This is a genomic window from Vibrio campbellii CAIM 519 = NBRC 15631 = ATCC 25920 (genome assembly GCF_002163755.1).
GTDB classification, from domain to species: domain Bacteria; phylum Pseudomonadota; class Gammaproteobacteria; order Enterobacterales; family Vibrionaceae; genus Vibrio; species Vibrio campbellii.
The window spans coordinates 332,172-346,576 of sequence record NZ_CP015864.1 but is presented as its reverse complement, the minus strand read 5'-3'; the positions used below and the strand labels follow the sequence as shown (position 1 = coordinate 346,576).

17 protein-coding genes are annotated in these 14,405 nt (G+C 44.4%); 3 read left to right on the top strand and 14 right to left on the bottom strand.

Annotated features, from left to right (window positions below):
• Nucleotides 1–507 precede the first annotated feature (507 nt).
• The gene (locus A8140_RS17440) at nt 508–756 is read left to right on the top strand and encodes a YgjV family protein (protein ID WP_005431786.1); all 249 of its coding nucleotides are present in this window, start codon (nt 508–510) and stop codon (nt 754–756) included.
• Between the two features lie 168 nt (nt 757–924).
• Complete coding sequence (gene cueR, locus A8140_RS17435) at nt 925–1,311, top strand: Cu(I)-responsive transcriptional regulator (protein ID WP_005530611.1); 387 nt, start codon at nt 925–927, stop codon at nt 1,309–1,311.
• Nucleotides 1,312–1,397: 86 nt separating this feature from the next.
• On the opposite strand, the gene vctC is transcribed toward cueR, so the two are convergent.
• From vctC to A8140_RS17415, 4 genes are read right to left on the bottom strand one after another with little or no spacing between them, the layout of a single operon-like run.
• Entirely contained in the window at nt 1,398–2,153 is a 756-nt protein-coding gene (gene vctC, locus A8140_RS17430; RefSeq protein ID WP_005530610.1) for an iron chelate ABC transporter ATP-binding protein VctC, read from the bottom strand.
• 2 nt (nt 2,154–2,155) lie between these two features.
• Complete coding sequence (gene vctG, locus A8140_RS17425; protein WP_005530608.1) at nt 2,156–3,106, bottom strand: iron chelate uptake ABC transporter permease subunit VctG; 951 nt, start codon at nt 3,104–3,106, stop codon at nt 2,156–2,158.
• Nucleotides 3,099–4,034, bottom strand: a complete 936-nt coding sequence (gene vctD, locus A8140_RS17420) for an iron chelate uptake ABC transporter permease subunit VctD (protein ID WP_033000044.1) — start codon at nt 4,032–4,034, stop codon at nt 3,099–3,101. The genes vctG and vctD overlap by 8 nt, the downstream gene beginning before the upstream one ends.
• 22 nt (nt 4,035–4,056) lie before the next feature.
• Nucleotides 4,057–4,965 (bottom strand): siderophore ABC transporter substrate-binding protein, encoded by a 909-nt coding sequence (locus tag A8140_RS17415; RefSeq protein WP_005530604.1) that lies wholly within the window; start codon nt 4,963–4,965, stop codon nt 4,057–4,059.
• A 244-nt stretch (nt 4,966–5,209) separates the two neighbouring features.
• Here A8140_RS17415 and A8140_RS17410 point away from each other — a divergent pair, with 244 nt between their 5' ends.
• Nucleotides 5,210–5,365, top strand: coding sequence for a DUF3012 domain-containing protein (locus A8140_RS17410; protein WP_005431817.1), 156 nt, complete (start codon nt 5,210–5,212; stop codon nt 5,363–5,365).
• Between the two features lie 84 nt (nt 5,366–5,449).
• On the opposite strand, the gene A8140_RS17405 is transcribed toward A8140_RS17410, so the two are convergent.
• The 10 genes from A8140_RS17405 to rbsD all read right to left on the bottom strand — a co-directional run bounded on the left by A8140_RS17405 (nt 5,450) and on the right by rbsD (nt 14,373).
• The gene (locus tag A8140_RS17405) at nt 5,450–6,130 is read right to left on the bottom strand and encodes a Crp/Fnr family transcriptional regulator (RefSeq protein ID WP_005530602.1); all 681 of its coding nucleotides are present in this window, start codon (nt 6,128–6,130) and stop codon (nt 5,450–5,452) included.
• Nucleotides 6,131–6,252: 122 nt separating this feature from the next.
• Nucleotides 6,253–6,984, bottom strand: coding sequence for a nucleoside phosphorylase (locus A8140_RS17400; RefSeq protein ID WP_005530601.1), 732 nt, complete (start codon nt 6,982–6,984; stop codon nt 6,253–6,255).
• A gap of 4 nt (nt 6,985–6,988) precedes the next feature.
• Complete coding sequence (gene pnuC, locus A8140_RS17395) at nt 6,989–7,726, bottom strand: nicotinamide riboside transporter PnuC (protein ID WP_005530599.1); 738 nt, start codon at nt 7,724–7,726, stop codon at nt 6,989–6,991.
• A 158-nt stretch (nt 7,727–7,884) separates the two neighbouring features.
• The gene (locus A8140_RS25685) at nt 7,885–8,103 is read right to left on the bottom strand and encodes a hypothetical protein (protein ID WP_005530596.1); all 219 of its coding nucleotides are present in this window, start codon (nt 8,101–8,103) and stop codon (nt 7,885–7,887) included.
• 222 nt (nt 8,104–8,325) lie between these two features.
• A complete protein-coding gene (locus tag A8140_RS17385; protein ID WP_005530595.1) occupies nt 8,326–9,336 on the bottom strand; it encodes a substrate-binding domain-containing protein in 1,011 nt (336 codons plus the stop codon).
• Nucleotides 9,337–9,353: 17 nt separating this feature from the next.
• On the bottom strand, nt 9,354–10,271 hold the full coding sequence (gene rbsK / locus A8140_RS17380) for a ribokinase (RefSeq protein WP_005530594.1): 918 nt from the start codon (nt 10,269–10,271) through the stop codon (nt 9,354–9,356).
• Nucleotides 10,272–10,473: 202 nt separating this feature from the next.
• A complete protein-coding gene (gene rbsB / locus A8140_RS17375) occupies nt 10,474–11,352 on the bottom strand; it encodes a ribose ABC transporter substrate-binding protein RbsB (RefSeq protein WP_005530592.1) in 879 nt (292 codons plus the stop codon).
• Between the two features lie 91 nt (nt 11,353–11,443).
• Entirely contained in the window at nt 11,444–12,427 is a 984-nt protein-coding gene (gene rbsC, locus A8140_RS17370; RefSeq protein ID WP_005431792.1) for a ribose ABC transporter permease, read from the bottom strand.
• Complete coding sequence (rbsA, locus tag A8140_RS17365) at nt 12,424–13,929, bottom strand: ribose ABC transporter ATP-binding protein RbsA (RefSeq protein WP_005530590.1); 1,506 nt, start codon at nt 13,927–13,929, stop codon at nt 12,424–12,426. Before rbsA ends, rbsC begins: the two co-directional genes overlap by 4 nt.
• A gap of 24 nt (nt 13,930–13,953) precedes the next feature.
• A complete protein-coding gene (gene rbsD / locus A8140_RS17360; protein WP_005530588.1) occupies nt 13,954–14,373 on the bottom strand; it encodes a D-ribose pyranase in 420 nt (139 codons plus the stop codon).
• Between the last annotated feature and the right edge of the window lie 32 nt (nt 14,374–14,405).

Here is a 14,405-nt window from a genome sequence, read left to right as displayed (position 1 = left end):
TTTGCCAACCTAATAAGCAAAGGAGAAGTAAAGAACATCACGATAAGATACTGAATAACATAGGAAGAAGGGATAAAAATCAACAGTAGTATGTGAGTTAGGATATGAACCCCAGTTCCCAGTGAATTCGGTTTTGTCCGCATGATAAGAGCAAACGAAAAAATAAGACTAATAGCAATTGGCATAAATCAAACTTAATTAATAATAATTCTCATTTTCAATATTATGTTATTGTTTACCTTCCTTCAACTTTGTTTTATCTATTGTTGCCATCACTAATATCAATCAACACAATAAGTAAAATTATCAATAATTTCTCTCCTAAACGTTTGCGTAATCGCTAACCTTCTCTTAACCTTTATTTGAGGCTTTCATCACGGTTTTTCCATTGCTATAGTGCACCCATCAAAACGAAAAAGACCATTCGAGGCATGGAGCTTCCTCGTTAATCTCAAGATGAGAAGAAGTGGTACCGACAAAATTCGGCAGATTTAAGAGGGTCAAATAATGGAAATGAATATGGTTGAGATTCTAGGCTACGCGGCTTCAATCATGGTTGCTATTTCACTAACTATGAAAGACATCGTTAAGCTTCGTATCCTTAACTTTATCGGCTGTGCACTGTTCACAGCTTACGGTTTGATGATTGACTCATGGCCAGTAGTACTAACAAACGGCTTTATTGCATGTGTTAACGTGTACTTCCTTGCAAAAATGCAGCAGGAAAAAAAAAGCCTAGCGCCTGAAGAAGCCTAGTTAAAACGATTTTAGAAAGCCCGTAAGTGTCATGCTTACGGGCTTTTTTGTTTGCCAAATTTTTAGCCCACAGAATCGACAGACGAAAAACAGCATTAAAGTCGTTTTTGAACACCAACACTTAGCGTTATACTCGCGAGAAAGGTTATCTGAAACACAGAGGTCATCATGAATATTGGTGCAGTTGCAAAACTCACAGGATTGTCTTCTAAATCGATTCGTATGTACGAAGACAAAGGCATCATTTCTTCACCAGCTCGCAGTGACTCAGGCTATCGTGAATATTCTGAAAAACACATCCAAGAGCTAAACCTTGTTTCCAGAGCAAAAAACGCCGGTTTCTCATTACAAGAATGCAAAGAGTTCGTACAATTGGCACACAACCCAAACCGCAAAAGTAGCGAAGTAAAAGCACGAACCATGGACAAACTTCATGAAGTGGAGCAAAAAATTGCCCACTTATTGGAGATTAAAAAGCAGTTGGAGGGCTGGGTTTCTTCATGTCCTGGGGATGCAAAGAGCCGCTGCCCGATCATGGACGAGCTCACCAAGTAAACTCGTCACTATTTCTACTTCATCTTGCTGGACTATTGTTTTGATGAGCTCTGCTTTAACGGAATTTTGGTCGATAGAACATAACTCTAATGGTAAGTGCACATACGCTTGCCATTAAACTCAATGATATTAAACGGAGTCTCGTAGATATCCTCTAGCGTTGAAGACTGAATCACCTCGTCGACTTTCCCACTGGCCACTACTTTCCCTTTCTTGAGCGCAAGGATCTCGTCGGAATAACACGCAGCAAAGTTAATATCATGAATCACCACCACCATGGCTTTGTTCATATCGTGTGCAAGACGCTGAACGACTTTCATGATCTGTAGTGAGTGCTTGATATCAAGGTTATTCAATGGCTCATCGAGAAAAACGTAATCCGTATCTTGGGCAATCACCATTGCAATAAATGCCAGCTGTCGTTGACCACCACTCAATTCATCTAAGAATTTATCTTGAATTTCTTTCAGATCTAAGTAGTCGATAGCTTGATCGATTAACGCATGGTCATCTTTGGTTAGGTTACCTTTCGAATAAGGGAATCGTCCAAATGAGACCAACTCTTTTACGGTAAAGCGCATCGTAATTGTGTTTGCTTGGCGCAGTACTGCCAGCTTTTTTGCAAGCTCTTTGGTGTCCCATTCCGCAATCTCTTTACAGTCGATCATAACGCTACCACCATCACGCTCAGTCAATCGTGACGCCATTGATAGTAACGTACTCTTCCCTGCTCCGTTAGGGCCAATAATTGACGTTACTTTCCCTTTTTCAAATTGAGTATCGGCCTCATCAACCACTTTGTTGGGACCAAATGCTTTCGTTAGTTTATCTATAATAATCATGTTTATACGACTTTGTTTTTCAGCAATAGATACAAAAAGTAGATACCGCCAATGAAGTTAATCACTACGCTCAACGTCGTTTCAAATGAAAAGACGTTTTCTATAATCCATTGCCCCGACAATAAGGCACAAATTGCCATCAATGAGCAGCCTATTAACAGGGTACGATGCTGGTAGGAGCAGAACATCTCACGACTTAAGTTTGTCACCAACAATCCAAAAAACATGATAGGGCCGACGAGCGCGGTCGAGATGGCAATGAGAAGCGCGGAGAGAATGAAGACGTTGCGCGTCACTTTAGGGACATCAACCCCTAGACTCTTAGTATTGTCCTGGTCGAGCCAAAACACATCTAAGGTGTGATGCTTGCGATACAACAACCAACAAGCGATGAACAATATTGGCGAGCTCAGATACACCAAGTTCACCTTCACATTGTTGAAACTGGCATACAGTTTAGATTGCACAAACGCAAAGGTATTTGGGTCCATCAGAAGAGAGAAGAACACCGCAATATTGCTAAACAACTGCCCAAAGATCAGCCCAACCAACAGCAAAGTGATGAGATTACGCCCGCCTTTTGAAAAATAAAATCCAAACAGCAATAGCGAAAAGCCTACCATCACCAATACCGCAATCGAGAAGTTGATGTAAACATTCAGAACGAGAGCGCTTAAACCACCAAACAACAAAACAATCAGAACTTGCGTCAACACATACAACGCATCAAATCCCATGATGCTGGGGGTGAGGATCCGGTTATGGGTAATGGTTTGGAACACCAATGAAGATTGAGCAATCGCAATACCTGCCAATACCATGGCTAACACTTTAGGTACACGTCGCGACAAAAAGTACTGGTAGTTATCTGTTGTTAAGCCAATACCAATAAACAAAAATGCAAAAAGCAGCGCAATGCCTGCCAATAAGATCAGTTTCTTGGAATCACGCACTTTGCTTGCCTCGCAACAACATCGCGATAAACACCACACCACCCAAGATGCTGATCACAATTGAAATAGGCATTTCATGAGGGAAAATGATCACTCGGCTAACCAGGTCACACGCTAAAACAAGGAACGCTCCATACATGGCAGTAAGCGGGATATTGCGTTTGAGGTTATCACCGTAGAAGTAACTGACTAAGTTTGGCACGATAAGTCCAAGAAACGGCAGTTGACCAACGATCATCACCACACTGGCTGACATTACCGACACCAAAAATACGCCTAATGTCACCACTTGTTGGTAGTTAAGACCAAGGTTTACTGCAAAGTCTTTACCAATACCAACCGCAGAAATTCGTGCCGCAAACAAGTAACTTAAAAGGGCGACGGGGACAGCGATATAGAGCAGCTCAAAATCACCGCGCAAAATGTTGGCAAAGTTTGCCACACTCCACGCTGACAGACTTTGTAGTGCATCGTATTTGTAGGCAATGAAAGTAGTAACAGCGTCAACAACGTTACCAAAGATGATGCCCACGAGCGGCACAAATACGACGCTTTTAAATTGGATACGCTGAATGAACTGAACGAAAATTAAAGTGCCGAGAATAGAGACAGCAAAGACAAGCCACAGCTGTTCGCCATTTCCAAAAAACACCACACTCATTACGTAACCAAGCATGGCACACTCAATCGTGCCTGTTGTTGAAGGCGCGGCGAATCGGTTTTGGCTAATTTGCTGCATCACTAATCCAGCGATACCTAGCCCGGCCCCAGCAAGTAGAATCGCAAATAGGCGCGGAATCCGGCTAGTGAAGAAGAGTTCTAGTGCTTTTGCATCACCCGAAAACAACTGTTGGGGTGTCATATTTCCCACCCCAACAAACAACGACGCGACGCTTAGAGCAACAAGAACAAGCAATAACTTTTTCAAAGTTAACCTCTGCTAGCTTGGCTTAAAGTTCGATCGTATGTTTAATTTCACTCACCATCTTTTCCGTTGCAGTCACCCCCGACATAGCTAAGTACCACGCATCAACATCTAGGAAGGTAATTTTCTTGTTCTTGTATGCCGAAGTCGCTTTAACCAAATCGTTATCCAGCGATTTAGCAAGGTCATTGTCAGACTTTGCGTGAAGTGTGTTTCTATCAATAACGAGGATATTTTTCGGGTTGGCTTCGCGAATAAACTCATAAGAAATGACGTCACCATGTGTACCCGTTTTGAGATTCTTCACAGTCTCTGCAAAGCCAAAATCCGTATAAATTGCGCCAAAACGAGATTTCGCACCAAATGCACTGATGTTGTCACCAATGCTTAGAATTGTGAGTGCATCATTATTGTTGGTTTGGTTGTAATCACGAATCGCATTGAACTGTGCATCCAGGTTTTCAATTTTTTGTTCAACCTTTTCTTCCATATTGAAGATCTTGCCAACGTTGCGCCATTGCGCTTTTGTGCCCTGCCAGTAGCCTTCGTTTTCACCTGATGCGAGCACAACTGTTGGTGCTATTTCACTTAACTCATCGTATTTTGACGAACCGCGAGGACCAACCAAAATCAAGTCCGGCCTTTGTATGTAGATGGTTTCAAAGTCTGGTTCGAAAAGACTACCTGCCGATGTGTAATGAGTCTTGCTGTATTTAGATAAGTACTTTGGAAGATGGGAGGCGTTCGATACCGCGACTGGATCGATGCCAAAACTATCCAGCATATCGAGTGGGCCAAAGCCAATCACAACCACTCGTTTGGGGGATTGTTCAACTTCTGTCGTACCCATGTAATGGTCAATTTTGACGGTTGCAGCAAAAGAAGGTGAAATTATAAGCAGCGAAAGAATTGCCGCACTGACGATTTTTTCCATTTTTAAGCCTTAATGAGATCCGTTATCATGCGCATTCGCAATATATCCTTACTCAAACAGGCATTCAACCAATTATTCGATAACTTTACATTCGTTACACTTCTAAATAGGCTTATTAAATCAACAAATTACACCATACAGATATCGAATTTGAGACGGTAAGCGCAAAGTTGTCATTTGGATATTTATCAACTCAGTGAATGTTTATACTAGATTTAAATGACTCACTAGAAAGGACTAGATAATGAAGAAGTTAGCATTGGTTTTATTTGTTGCTGCACAATTGATGGCTTGTACTGAAGTTGGTAGTGAAGCGTGGTGTAACGACATGAAAGAAAAGCCAAAAGGCGAATGGACAGCAAACGAAGCATCTGACTTTGCTAAGCACTGCGTTTTCTAATTCAGAAGTAAGCGCTTATCGCTCTAAGCAAAAAGTGCTCATGATGACCCACAACATTGTATTTCGTAATTCAAACGTTGTGGCTTATTCGTAGGCATCAAGAAATGTTTTTAGTACCGTTTCATCAACAATCTCAAGCCCCTGCTCGCCTTTTCTGATCAAACCTTTGTCCATCAGATCTTTTACCGCTCGACGATAGACGCGTCCTGACGTGCCAAATCTTTCTGCTTCTTGGTTTACCTTGTCAAACCCACCCAGCAAGGTGTTGGTCTGCTTTTGTACGAGCAAGTCATAAGCAATGTTGTAAGTAATTGGGTGTAACAAGCGATTGGTATAGATATCCATTGAATCTTGATAATCCCCCGCCAAAGCAGAAGCAAAGAAAAACATCATGTCAGGTTGCTGGTGCAGTGCCTCAGTCAGTTTTTGGATACAGATAATATCCACTTGCATATGTTCATCTGCGACCACGTTCCATTGGCAAGGCGTTTGCGTGAAGTACTCCATTTCACCATAGATATGATAGTCGCAATTGGCTTCACCTAACTGGAACCGGCGACCGTTGGCTGCAATGATACTCATCGAAACTCGCCCTACTGGCACCACATACAGATATTGAAGCTGCTCACCATGGCGAAGGATCTCTTCACCAGAGTCGAAGTATCGACTGCCGATTTGGCATTGATAGATTAAGTCGCGAAACTCAGCACTTTTCTGTTCTAAAAAGCTTTTGAAACGTCCGGTTGGGTAAGGGCTGATTTTCACGTGAGTTTCTCTTTAATGACAACAATCTCAAATAGATTGTACTCGCTAGAATCGTTTGATGACAGCCAATAAAAAAGCGACACCAAAGTGCCGCTTCAAAAATTAACTAAGCTGTGATCCAGTTAACTCTGCGCAATTAAGGCTTCAAGAGCAGCGTAAGACGCTAAACGCTCCCCTTCCATCATCACTTGTGCTTCATCTACGTACTGCCCTACGCCTTCCTTAACATCTTGTTGATAGAGGACGACATTGTTCAAGATAGAAGCAACGTTTAGACCACGCAGGCGACCGACGGTAAAAAGCGCTGATATTTCCATATCTGCGCCTAGGATGCCTTTCTTGTTCCAGTATTCGCAAATCGCTTCTTCGTCGTCGGTATAGAAGCTGTCATGGGAGCGAACCACACCAAAATGATAGCGCGCTTCTTTTTCGGCTAAATAGCTTTCCAGCGCTTTCAGTAACGAAAAGCTTGCGTAAGCCGGATACGAAGAGCGAACGTATGCTTTCGAGCCACCCTCATCTCTGACGGCGCCTTCAGCCACTATCAACTCACCGAGTTGAATGCTTTTTTGCATCGCACCAGCCGATCCCACACGAATCACGTCTGTCACACCACACTGTTTTAGCTCTTCCACCGCAATGATCATCGAAGGAGCGCCTATACCTGTACTGCATACTGAGATTTGCTGACCTTGGTATGTGCCAGTGAACACTCTATATTCACGGTTCTCAGAGGCCAATTCTGCGTTATCAAACAACGCGGCAATACGGTTTGCTCGATCTGGTTCACCGCAGACGATCACTCGAGGCGCTATTTGAGTGCTGTCTACACCAATATGAGGTTGTTTCATCATTGGCTTAACCTTGTGCTGTCGCTTGAGTTAGGGTCTTCTCACCATTGCGTTTCGCACTACGTGCCCACTCTCTTGTGCCGTTTGCTGCGATGAACATGAGAATCGCGTATTGAACCGACATTGCGTACACGCCTTGTGTCGCGTAAATGCCAACGCTGATGATGTTGATTACGACCCAAAGAATCCAGTTCTCAACGTACTTACGTGTCATCAAGATTTGCGCCACGATAGACAGAACTGTCATGGTTGCATCCCAGAATGGGAAAGCATCTGGCTCCAACACAGGTTCAGACAAACCTGCACCGAATACATTTAACGTATCAACGGCAATGTTAGCCAACGCAAAAAAGAATGGATCGATATAGATGGTTAATAGGGCAATCGCAACAATGCTTACTGAACCTGTCGCGATCAGCTTCTGTTTGCTTAACCAGCGCACCTCTAATGTCTCACCTTGTGCATTTGGTCTTGTCCAAGCATACCAACCATAAATATTGGCGCAGAAGAAGAACAATTGAAGCAGAAGCAATCCGTAAAGCTGAATCTGGAAAAAGATAACGGCAAAAAGTGTTACATTCAGCAAACCAAACAAATAGTTAATGGTTTTTTCTTGGCTCGCAAACCAAATACAAAGCAGACCGAAAACCGTACCAAAGGCTTCGATCCAACTCATTGCGTAGCCATCACCAATAGGAATGTTTACGAGGGTATTGTTGATGTCTAACAGGGCAAATAGGTCCATGAAGATGTCCTTTATTATTGTGCTTGGGGTGCGCTCATCTTATGGTGTCGCAGCAAACAAAAAGGAGGACATTTGTCCTCCCTTCGATGTACCCGATCATAAATCAGATCAATACTTGCTTTAAAGTGCCCAGTGAATACTTATCGCGGTATGGTTATTTAAGACTCGTGCCCCAAATAACGTTTCTTGAAAGATGATGCAGAAGCAAAAAATGCAGTTGCAATGAACGTAAAGGCGATGCCCGATAAGTAGACGAATTCTTCATTCGCAAGCAACTCATATACGCTCACAGAAAAAACGAATAAGACTAGGAGAATATTGATACGGTGAGCCCATGGCCTCTTAACCGAATGCTGCGCGTATCTCTTAACAAACATAAAAACTTCCCACCCACTACTATAATTTATAAATCTATTTATAGACTTTTTTAATAATAAGCTTTTTGGGACATTTCTACACTAAGTCTTTTACTTTACGCGCAAAAAATCACATTTTGATGGGCTTATTATGTAAAAAGAAGGCATTTACTTTCTAAATCCATTCAGAAAGCTGATTATTACAAGTTTAGATAAATAAATAATTGAGAGCGAATAACTTCTTTATTCGGAGAGGCACTTCACACTGTTGCGCTCAACCAATGTTGGTTCAAGCTGCACAACCTGAGCTTCTACAGACTTCTCGTCCAGTTTGCGTAACAGTGTCTCTACTGCGGCTTGTCCTAGACGGTATTTTGGCTGGTGAATCGTGGTAAGCGAAGGCGACATAAACTTCGCAATATGAATATCATCGTAACCTATAATAGAAAGCTGTTCTGGAATTTGAATACCGAGTTCATTAGCTGCATTGATAACGCCCATCGCCATCATGTCATTGGAGACAAAGATCGCGCTAGGTAGCGGGCCGCGTTCCACCATTTTCTTGAAGGCTTGATAACCACCCTCACATTCGAAATCAGATTCAACAATCCAGTTTGCATTGAACTCAAGTTCTGCTTCGAGCATCGCGCGTTTGTAGCCTTCATAACGCATTTGCGCTTGGTGCTTAATTAATGGACCAGTGATACAGCCTACCTCTTTGTGGCCGCAGTCGATAAGGTATTTCGCTGCCAGATAACCACCACGAAGTGAGTTGTCTTGAATCTTATCGCTGGTGAACAACATAGGGCCCCAGTCCATCACTACAACCGGGATATCAGGGTAACGTTCGAATACATCAATACGCTCCCCTTCTAACGATGAACACATCAAAATCAGACCATCAACGCGCTTTTGCAACAACGTATTGATAGATTCACGCATGCGCTCGTTATCTCCTTCGGTATTACAAAGGATAAGGCTGTAACCTTTTTGGTAGCAACTGCGCTCAACACCTTTTACGACTTCACCAAAGAATGGGTTGGTTGAGGTAGTAACCAGCATACCAATGGTTTTGGTGCGGTTTACTTTGAGGCTACGCGCCAAAGCAGACGGCGCGTAGTAATTAAGCTCTTTGGCAGCGTTATTGACTCGTTCCGAGATCTCTTCGCTGACAAAGCGAGTTTTGTTAATAACATGGCTCACAGTTGAGGTGGAAACCCCTGCCAGTTTTGCGATGTCTTTCATCGTTGCCATGCTATTTCTCCTTTTGATTATTGTTGTTCAAGGAACTCCTCAACCTCTTTACGGGTTGGAATGGAGGTTTGCGCGCCAAAGCGAGTTACTGAGATCGCAGCTGCAGCATGGGCAAACTTAATCGCTGATTCTAAAGGTAAGTCTTCCAATAAACCAGTGACTAATGCCCCATTAAACGTATCGCCAGCCGCAGTGGTATCTGTTGCTTCTACGCGGAAGCCAGGAATGATTTCACCACGACCATTTTGACTCAACAACACCCCTTTCGCACCGAGCGTGATCATGACGATTTCAATGCCTTTCGAATGCAGGATGTTTGCCGCTTCTTGTGCGCTATCATCGTCTTTTACCCTCACGCCTGTGAGTACTTCCGCTTCCGTTTCATTTGGTGTGATGACATCAATACAAGACAGTAATTCATCTGACAGTTCGCGAGCTGGTGCTGGGTTTAGAATCACGTTGGTTTTGGCATCTTTCGCGATTCTCGCTGCTTTCTCGATGCCGCACATTGGCGTTTCTAATTGCATCAATAAGTAATCTGCCTGACGAATGCGCTCTAGGTCGGGCTCAATCGCTTCTGAGGTAAGTTTTGCGTTCGCTTCTGCGGAGATACAAATGCTGTTCTCACCACTGTCCGCCACCTGAATCATGGCAATGCCTGTTGGGCAGTTTGGCTGCATCTTCACACCAGTGATATCGATGCCATCCATTTTGAAGTTCTCACGAATGTTGATGCCGAACGAATCATCACCAACACACGCAATAAAACCGATGTCTGCGTTTAATCGAGCTGCCGCCACAGCTTGGTTGGCACCCTTGCCACCTGGGATAACTTGATAGTTGCGACCATGCAGCGTCTCGCCAGGGCGAGGGAAAGAAGGCACTTGAAGAACATGGTCAGCGTTTACACTACCTAACACCACTAACTTATTCATACGGTTATCCTCGGTTCTGAATGAACCCTTTATATTTGAACAGGAGTAATAGGTTTACGCTCTTTGAAAAAACGTAAGCGTATTACGATTCAAATAGATTCAGTTTTCTAACGTACCGCTTTTGTTGTTTGGAATGACCCAACACATTCATTGGGTCATTCCGTTACTTCAGCAAAAAGAATCACTGAGTCGGGCGTTAAACTTACTTAGTCACGACTTTAAGCGGAACAGGAATGTACTCCTCAACCTTCTCGCCTTTCAATACTTTTGCTGCAGTTTCTACACCCAACGCACCAATAAGATCTGGTTGCTGTGCGATAGTTGCTGCGAGCTTGCCACGGTTAACAGCAGCAATGCCGTCGTCAGTACCGTCAAAGCCAACGATAAGTACGTCTTTACCTGATGCTTGTACTGCACGAAGCGCACCCAATGCCATTTCATCATTTTGAGCAAATACCGCTTGTACGTCTGGGTTCGCTGCAAGCAAGTTTTCCATTACGTTCAGACCTTTAGTACGGTCAAAATCAGCAGGTTGGCTTGCTAGTAGCTCCATGTTGCTGCCCTTCACTGCTGTCATGAAGCCTTCACCACGCTCACGCGCTGCAGACGTACCTGCGATACCTTCTAGTTGGATGACTTTCGCTTTCTCGCCCACTTTTTCCATGATGTAGTGACCCGCCATTTCACCACCAACTACGTTGTCAGAAGCGATGTGGCTCACTACTTCGCCACGGCTCGCGCCACGGTCAAGTGTCAACACAGGGATCTTAGAACGGTTCGCCATGCGAATCGCGTTTGACACAGCGTCTGAATCTGTTGGGTTAATCAGAATCGCCTTTACGCCACGAATCGTCAGGTCTTCGATGTTTGATAGTTCTTTACTCGGGTCATTTTGCGAGTCCAGTACAATCAAGTCGTATCCCAGTTCTTTCGCTTTCGCTTCTGCGCCGTCTTTCATCGTTACGAAGAACGGGTTATTTAGCGTAGAAACTACAATCGCCATGGTATCTTGAGCTTGCACCGCTACCGATACGGTTGAAGAAAGAAGAGCAGCAGAGATAAGAGTTGCGAGTTTTTTCATCGTTCTAGTCCTTTGTGTAGGGTGAGCCAGCACACGTCCTCTGGCTCGGTTTGTATTCAGGATTTAGCTTTAATGTATTAGTTGTTATGGATTACTTGTTTTTGTTGTCTACCAGTACCGCTAGCAAGATAACCACTGCTTTCGCAATCATTTGGTAGTAAGAAGAAACATCGAGTAGGTTCAGCGCATTGTTCAAGAAGCCGATGATTAGAGCACCAATCAAGGTACCCATGATGCGACCTTTACCGCCCATCAAGCTAGTACCGCCAAGAACAACCGCTGCGATAGCGTCTAGCTCGTAGCCCATACCCGCAGTTGGCTGTGCTGAAGACAGGCGAGACGTCACGATAATGCCTGCAAGTGCTGCCAACATACCGCAAATGGCGTATACACCAATTTTCACACGGTCAACATTGATACCAGAAAGTCGCGTTGCTGATTCGTTGCCACCAAGTGCGTACACGTAGCGGCCAAAGCGAGTGTGGTTCAGTAGGTACCAAGCTGCCGCAAAGACAATCACCATCAACCAAACTGGAACTGGGATACCAAGAGCGTAACCTGTACCGAACCATGCAAATGCGTCTGCTGTGTCAGTAAAGCCCGTAGAGATAGGACGACCGTCTGTATAAACCATTGTTACGCCGCGTAGTAACGTCATGGTAACCAGCGTTGCGATAAAGGCTTGAACCTTACCTTTGGCAATAATGATACCGCTGATCGCTCCTAGAGCTGCACCAGCGAACAATGCTGTTGGAACCGCGATAAGCACTGGCACTTCTAGTGCAATCATGCTCGCCGCGAAGGCACCACATAGTGCAAGTACAGATCCTACGCTTAGGTCAATTCCAGCAGTCAAAATAACCAGCGTCATACCAACTGCAATGATCGCGTTGACTGAGGTTTGACGAAGGATGTTAAGAATGTTGTCTACCGTAAAAAAGTTTGGGTTCAAAAATGACACAACAACAATCAAGAAAATCAATGCGATCAGTGACTTTTGCTCAATCAGCCATTCTTTGGTGAACAGCTTCTTGCTGCCCGTTTCGTTTGGTTTGCTCATGGTATTAGTACTCATGCTGCTTCCTTATTGATCTTCTTGCCTACGGCACAAGCGAGTAGTGTTTCTTGGTCGGCGTCTTTCGCATCGAATTCGCCAGTAATGCGACCTTCGTGCATCACCATAATGCGGTCACTCATGCCTAGCACTTCTGGCATCTCAGATGAAACCAAGATGATGCTCATGCCGTCGGCTTTAAATTTGTTGATTAGCTGATAGATTTCTTTCTTCGCACCTACGTCAACGCCGCGAGTTGGCTCATCCAGAATCAGAACTTTAGGTTTGGTCATCAACCCTTTTGCGATGGCCACTTTCTGCTGGTTACCACCAGAAAGGTTGCCAATGATTTGGTCTCGGGTTGGCGTTTTGATGTTGAACAGTTTGATAAAGTCTTCAACCGCCACAACTTCTTCACCGTGTTGAATTTGAAAACCTTTGGTGAGCTTATCCAACGCGCACAAAGACATGTTTTCCTTCACGGATAACCCCAGCACTAGGCCATCGCCTTTGCGGTCTTCAGATATGTAAGCAATGCCATTCGCCAAGCCATCTTGTGGGCTAACCGGATTAATGGTCTTGTTGTCTAAGTTGATGACGCCACGCTCACTTGGTAGCGCGCCGTAAATCACCTTCATCAACTCTGTACGACCTGCGCCCATCAAACCTGATACGCCAAGGATTTCTCCGCGTTGAAGGGTGAAGTTGATGTCGTGAACACCAGAACCAGTCAAGCCAATCACTTCGAGGCAAACATCGCCGTGTTTCACATCGATACGCGGGTATTGCTCTTCCAACTTGCGACCTACCATCATCTCGATAAGTCCGTCTTCGTTGGTGTCTTTAACCTCGCACTCGCCGATGAACTTACCATCACGTAGCACAGTAATGTCATCACAAATTTCGAAGATTTCTTTCAGGCGGTGTGAGATATAGACGATGCCGCAACCTTGGTCGCGAAGCTCGTTGATCACTTTAAACAGCGATTCCGTCTCTTTGTCGGTTAGTGCATCGGTTGGCTCATCCATGATGATGACTTTGGATTCGAAAGACAGCGCTTTGGCAATCTCCACCATTTGCTGTTCACCAAGGCTCAAATCACCAAGCAATGTTTTCGATGAGTGCTTCACGTTAAGGCGTTGAAGCAACTTGTCTGCTTCTTCGTACATCTTGCCCCACTGAATACGACCCATCGAGCCGGTAAATTCACGTCCCAGATAGATGTTTTCGGCAATCGTTAGCTCCGGGATCAAGTTCAATTCTTGGTGAATGATACTGATGCCGGCTTCTTGAGAGTCACGCGGACCTTTAAACGCCGCTGGCTGCCCTTGATATTTAATGCTTCCTGCATCCATGTGGTAGATGCCCGTAAGCACTTTCATCAAGGTCGACTTACCAGCCCCGTTCTCGCCCATCAACGCCATCACGCGACCTGGGTAAACATTAAGACTGGCTTTATCCAACGCCTTAACGCCTGGGAAAGCTTTCTCAATCTCGCTGAGTTGTAGAATGGCTTGAGCCATAATTTGTCCTCAATTAATTGTGGTTTAAAACACCACGCCAGCTTGGAAAATTACGTTCGCATACGGTGTACACTCGCCTGTTCTAACGACAGCGCGGCTTTGTGATGTTCGAACTTTGAAATCTTCGTGCGATACATAGTTAATCGCGATTGGCTTACCAGTTAGCCCGCTCTCTTGGGCTAGCTCAGTAATTAACGCATCATGATGAACTGGGCTAACTGTTGCGAATTCTTCAGCAATGATGACTCCTTCAATTTGAGACTCAGACAGAATCACGCGAACGGTATCAAGGAAACCAGGGATACCATGAGACAGCGCTAAATCGATGCGTTGAACATGGTCAGGAATCGGCAAACCCGCGTCACAAATGGTGATTTCATCGGTATGGCCTAGCGTTGCTATCAAGCGAGAAACTTCAGAGTTAATTAAGGTACTTTTTTTCATCTCATCAACCTTTGGTTACACGTGCGTACAAA

Coding starts and splice junctions, on each gene's coding strand:
- A8140_RS25685 (WP_005530596.1), bottom strand. CDS start 8,103: ATGTTTGTTAAGAGATACGCGCAGCATTCGGTTAAGAGGCCATGGGCT.
- rbsK (WP_005530594.1), bottom strand. CDS start 10,271: ATGAATAAGTTAGTGGTGTTAGGTAGTGTAAACGCTGACCATGTTCTT.
- A8140_RS17400 (WP_005530601.1), bottom strand. CDS start 6,984: ATGATGAAACAACCTCATATTGGTGTAGACAGCACTCAAATAGCGCCT.
- A8140_RS17415 (WP_005530604.1), bottom strand. CDS start 4,965: ATGGAAAAAATCGTCAGTGCGGCAATTCTTTCGCTGCTTATAATTTCA.
- rbsD (WP_005530588.1), bottom strand. CDS start 14,373: ATGAAAAAAAGTACCTTAATTAACTCTGAAGTTTCTCGCTTGATAGCA.
- rbsB (WP_005530592.1), bottom strand. CDS start 11,352: ATGAAAAAACTCGCAACTCTTATCTCTGCTGCTCTTCTTTCTTCAACC.
- A8140_RS17440 (WP_005431786.1), top strand. CDS start 508: ATGGAAATGAATATGGTTGAGATTCTAGGCTACGCGGCTTCAATCATG.
- rbsC (WP_005431792.1), bottom strand. CDS start 12,427: ATGAGTACTAATACCATGAGCAAACCAAACGAAACGGGCAGCAAGAAG.
- cueR (WP_005530611.1), top strand. CDS start 925: ATGAATATTGGTGCAGTTGCAAAACTCACAGGATTGTCTTCTAAATCG.
- A8140_RS17385 (WP_005530595.1), bottom strand. CDS start 9,336: ATGGCAACGATGAAAGACATCGCAAAACTGGCAGGGGTTTCCACCTCA.
- vctC (WP_005530610.1), bottom strand. CDS start 2,153: ATGATTATTATAGATAAACTAACGAAAGCATTTGGTCCCAACAAAGTG.
- rbsA (WP_005530590.1), bottom strand. CDS start 13,929: ATGGCTCAAGCCATTCTACAACTCAGCGAGATTGAGAAAGCTTTCCCA.
- A8140_RS17410 (WP_005431817.1), top strand. CDS start 5,210: ATGAAGAAGTTAGCATTGGTTTTATTTGTTGCTGCACAATTGATGGCT.
- pnuC (WP_005530599.1), bottom strand. CDS start 7,726: ATGGACCTATTTGCCCTGTTAGACATCAACAATACCCTCGTAAACATT.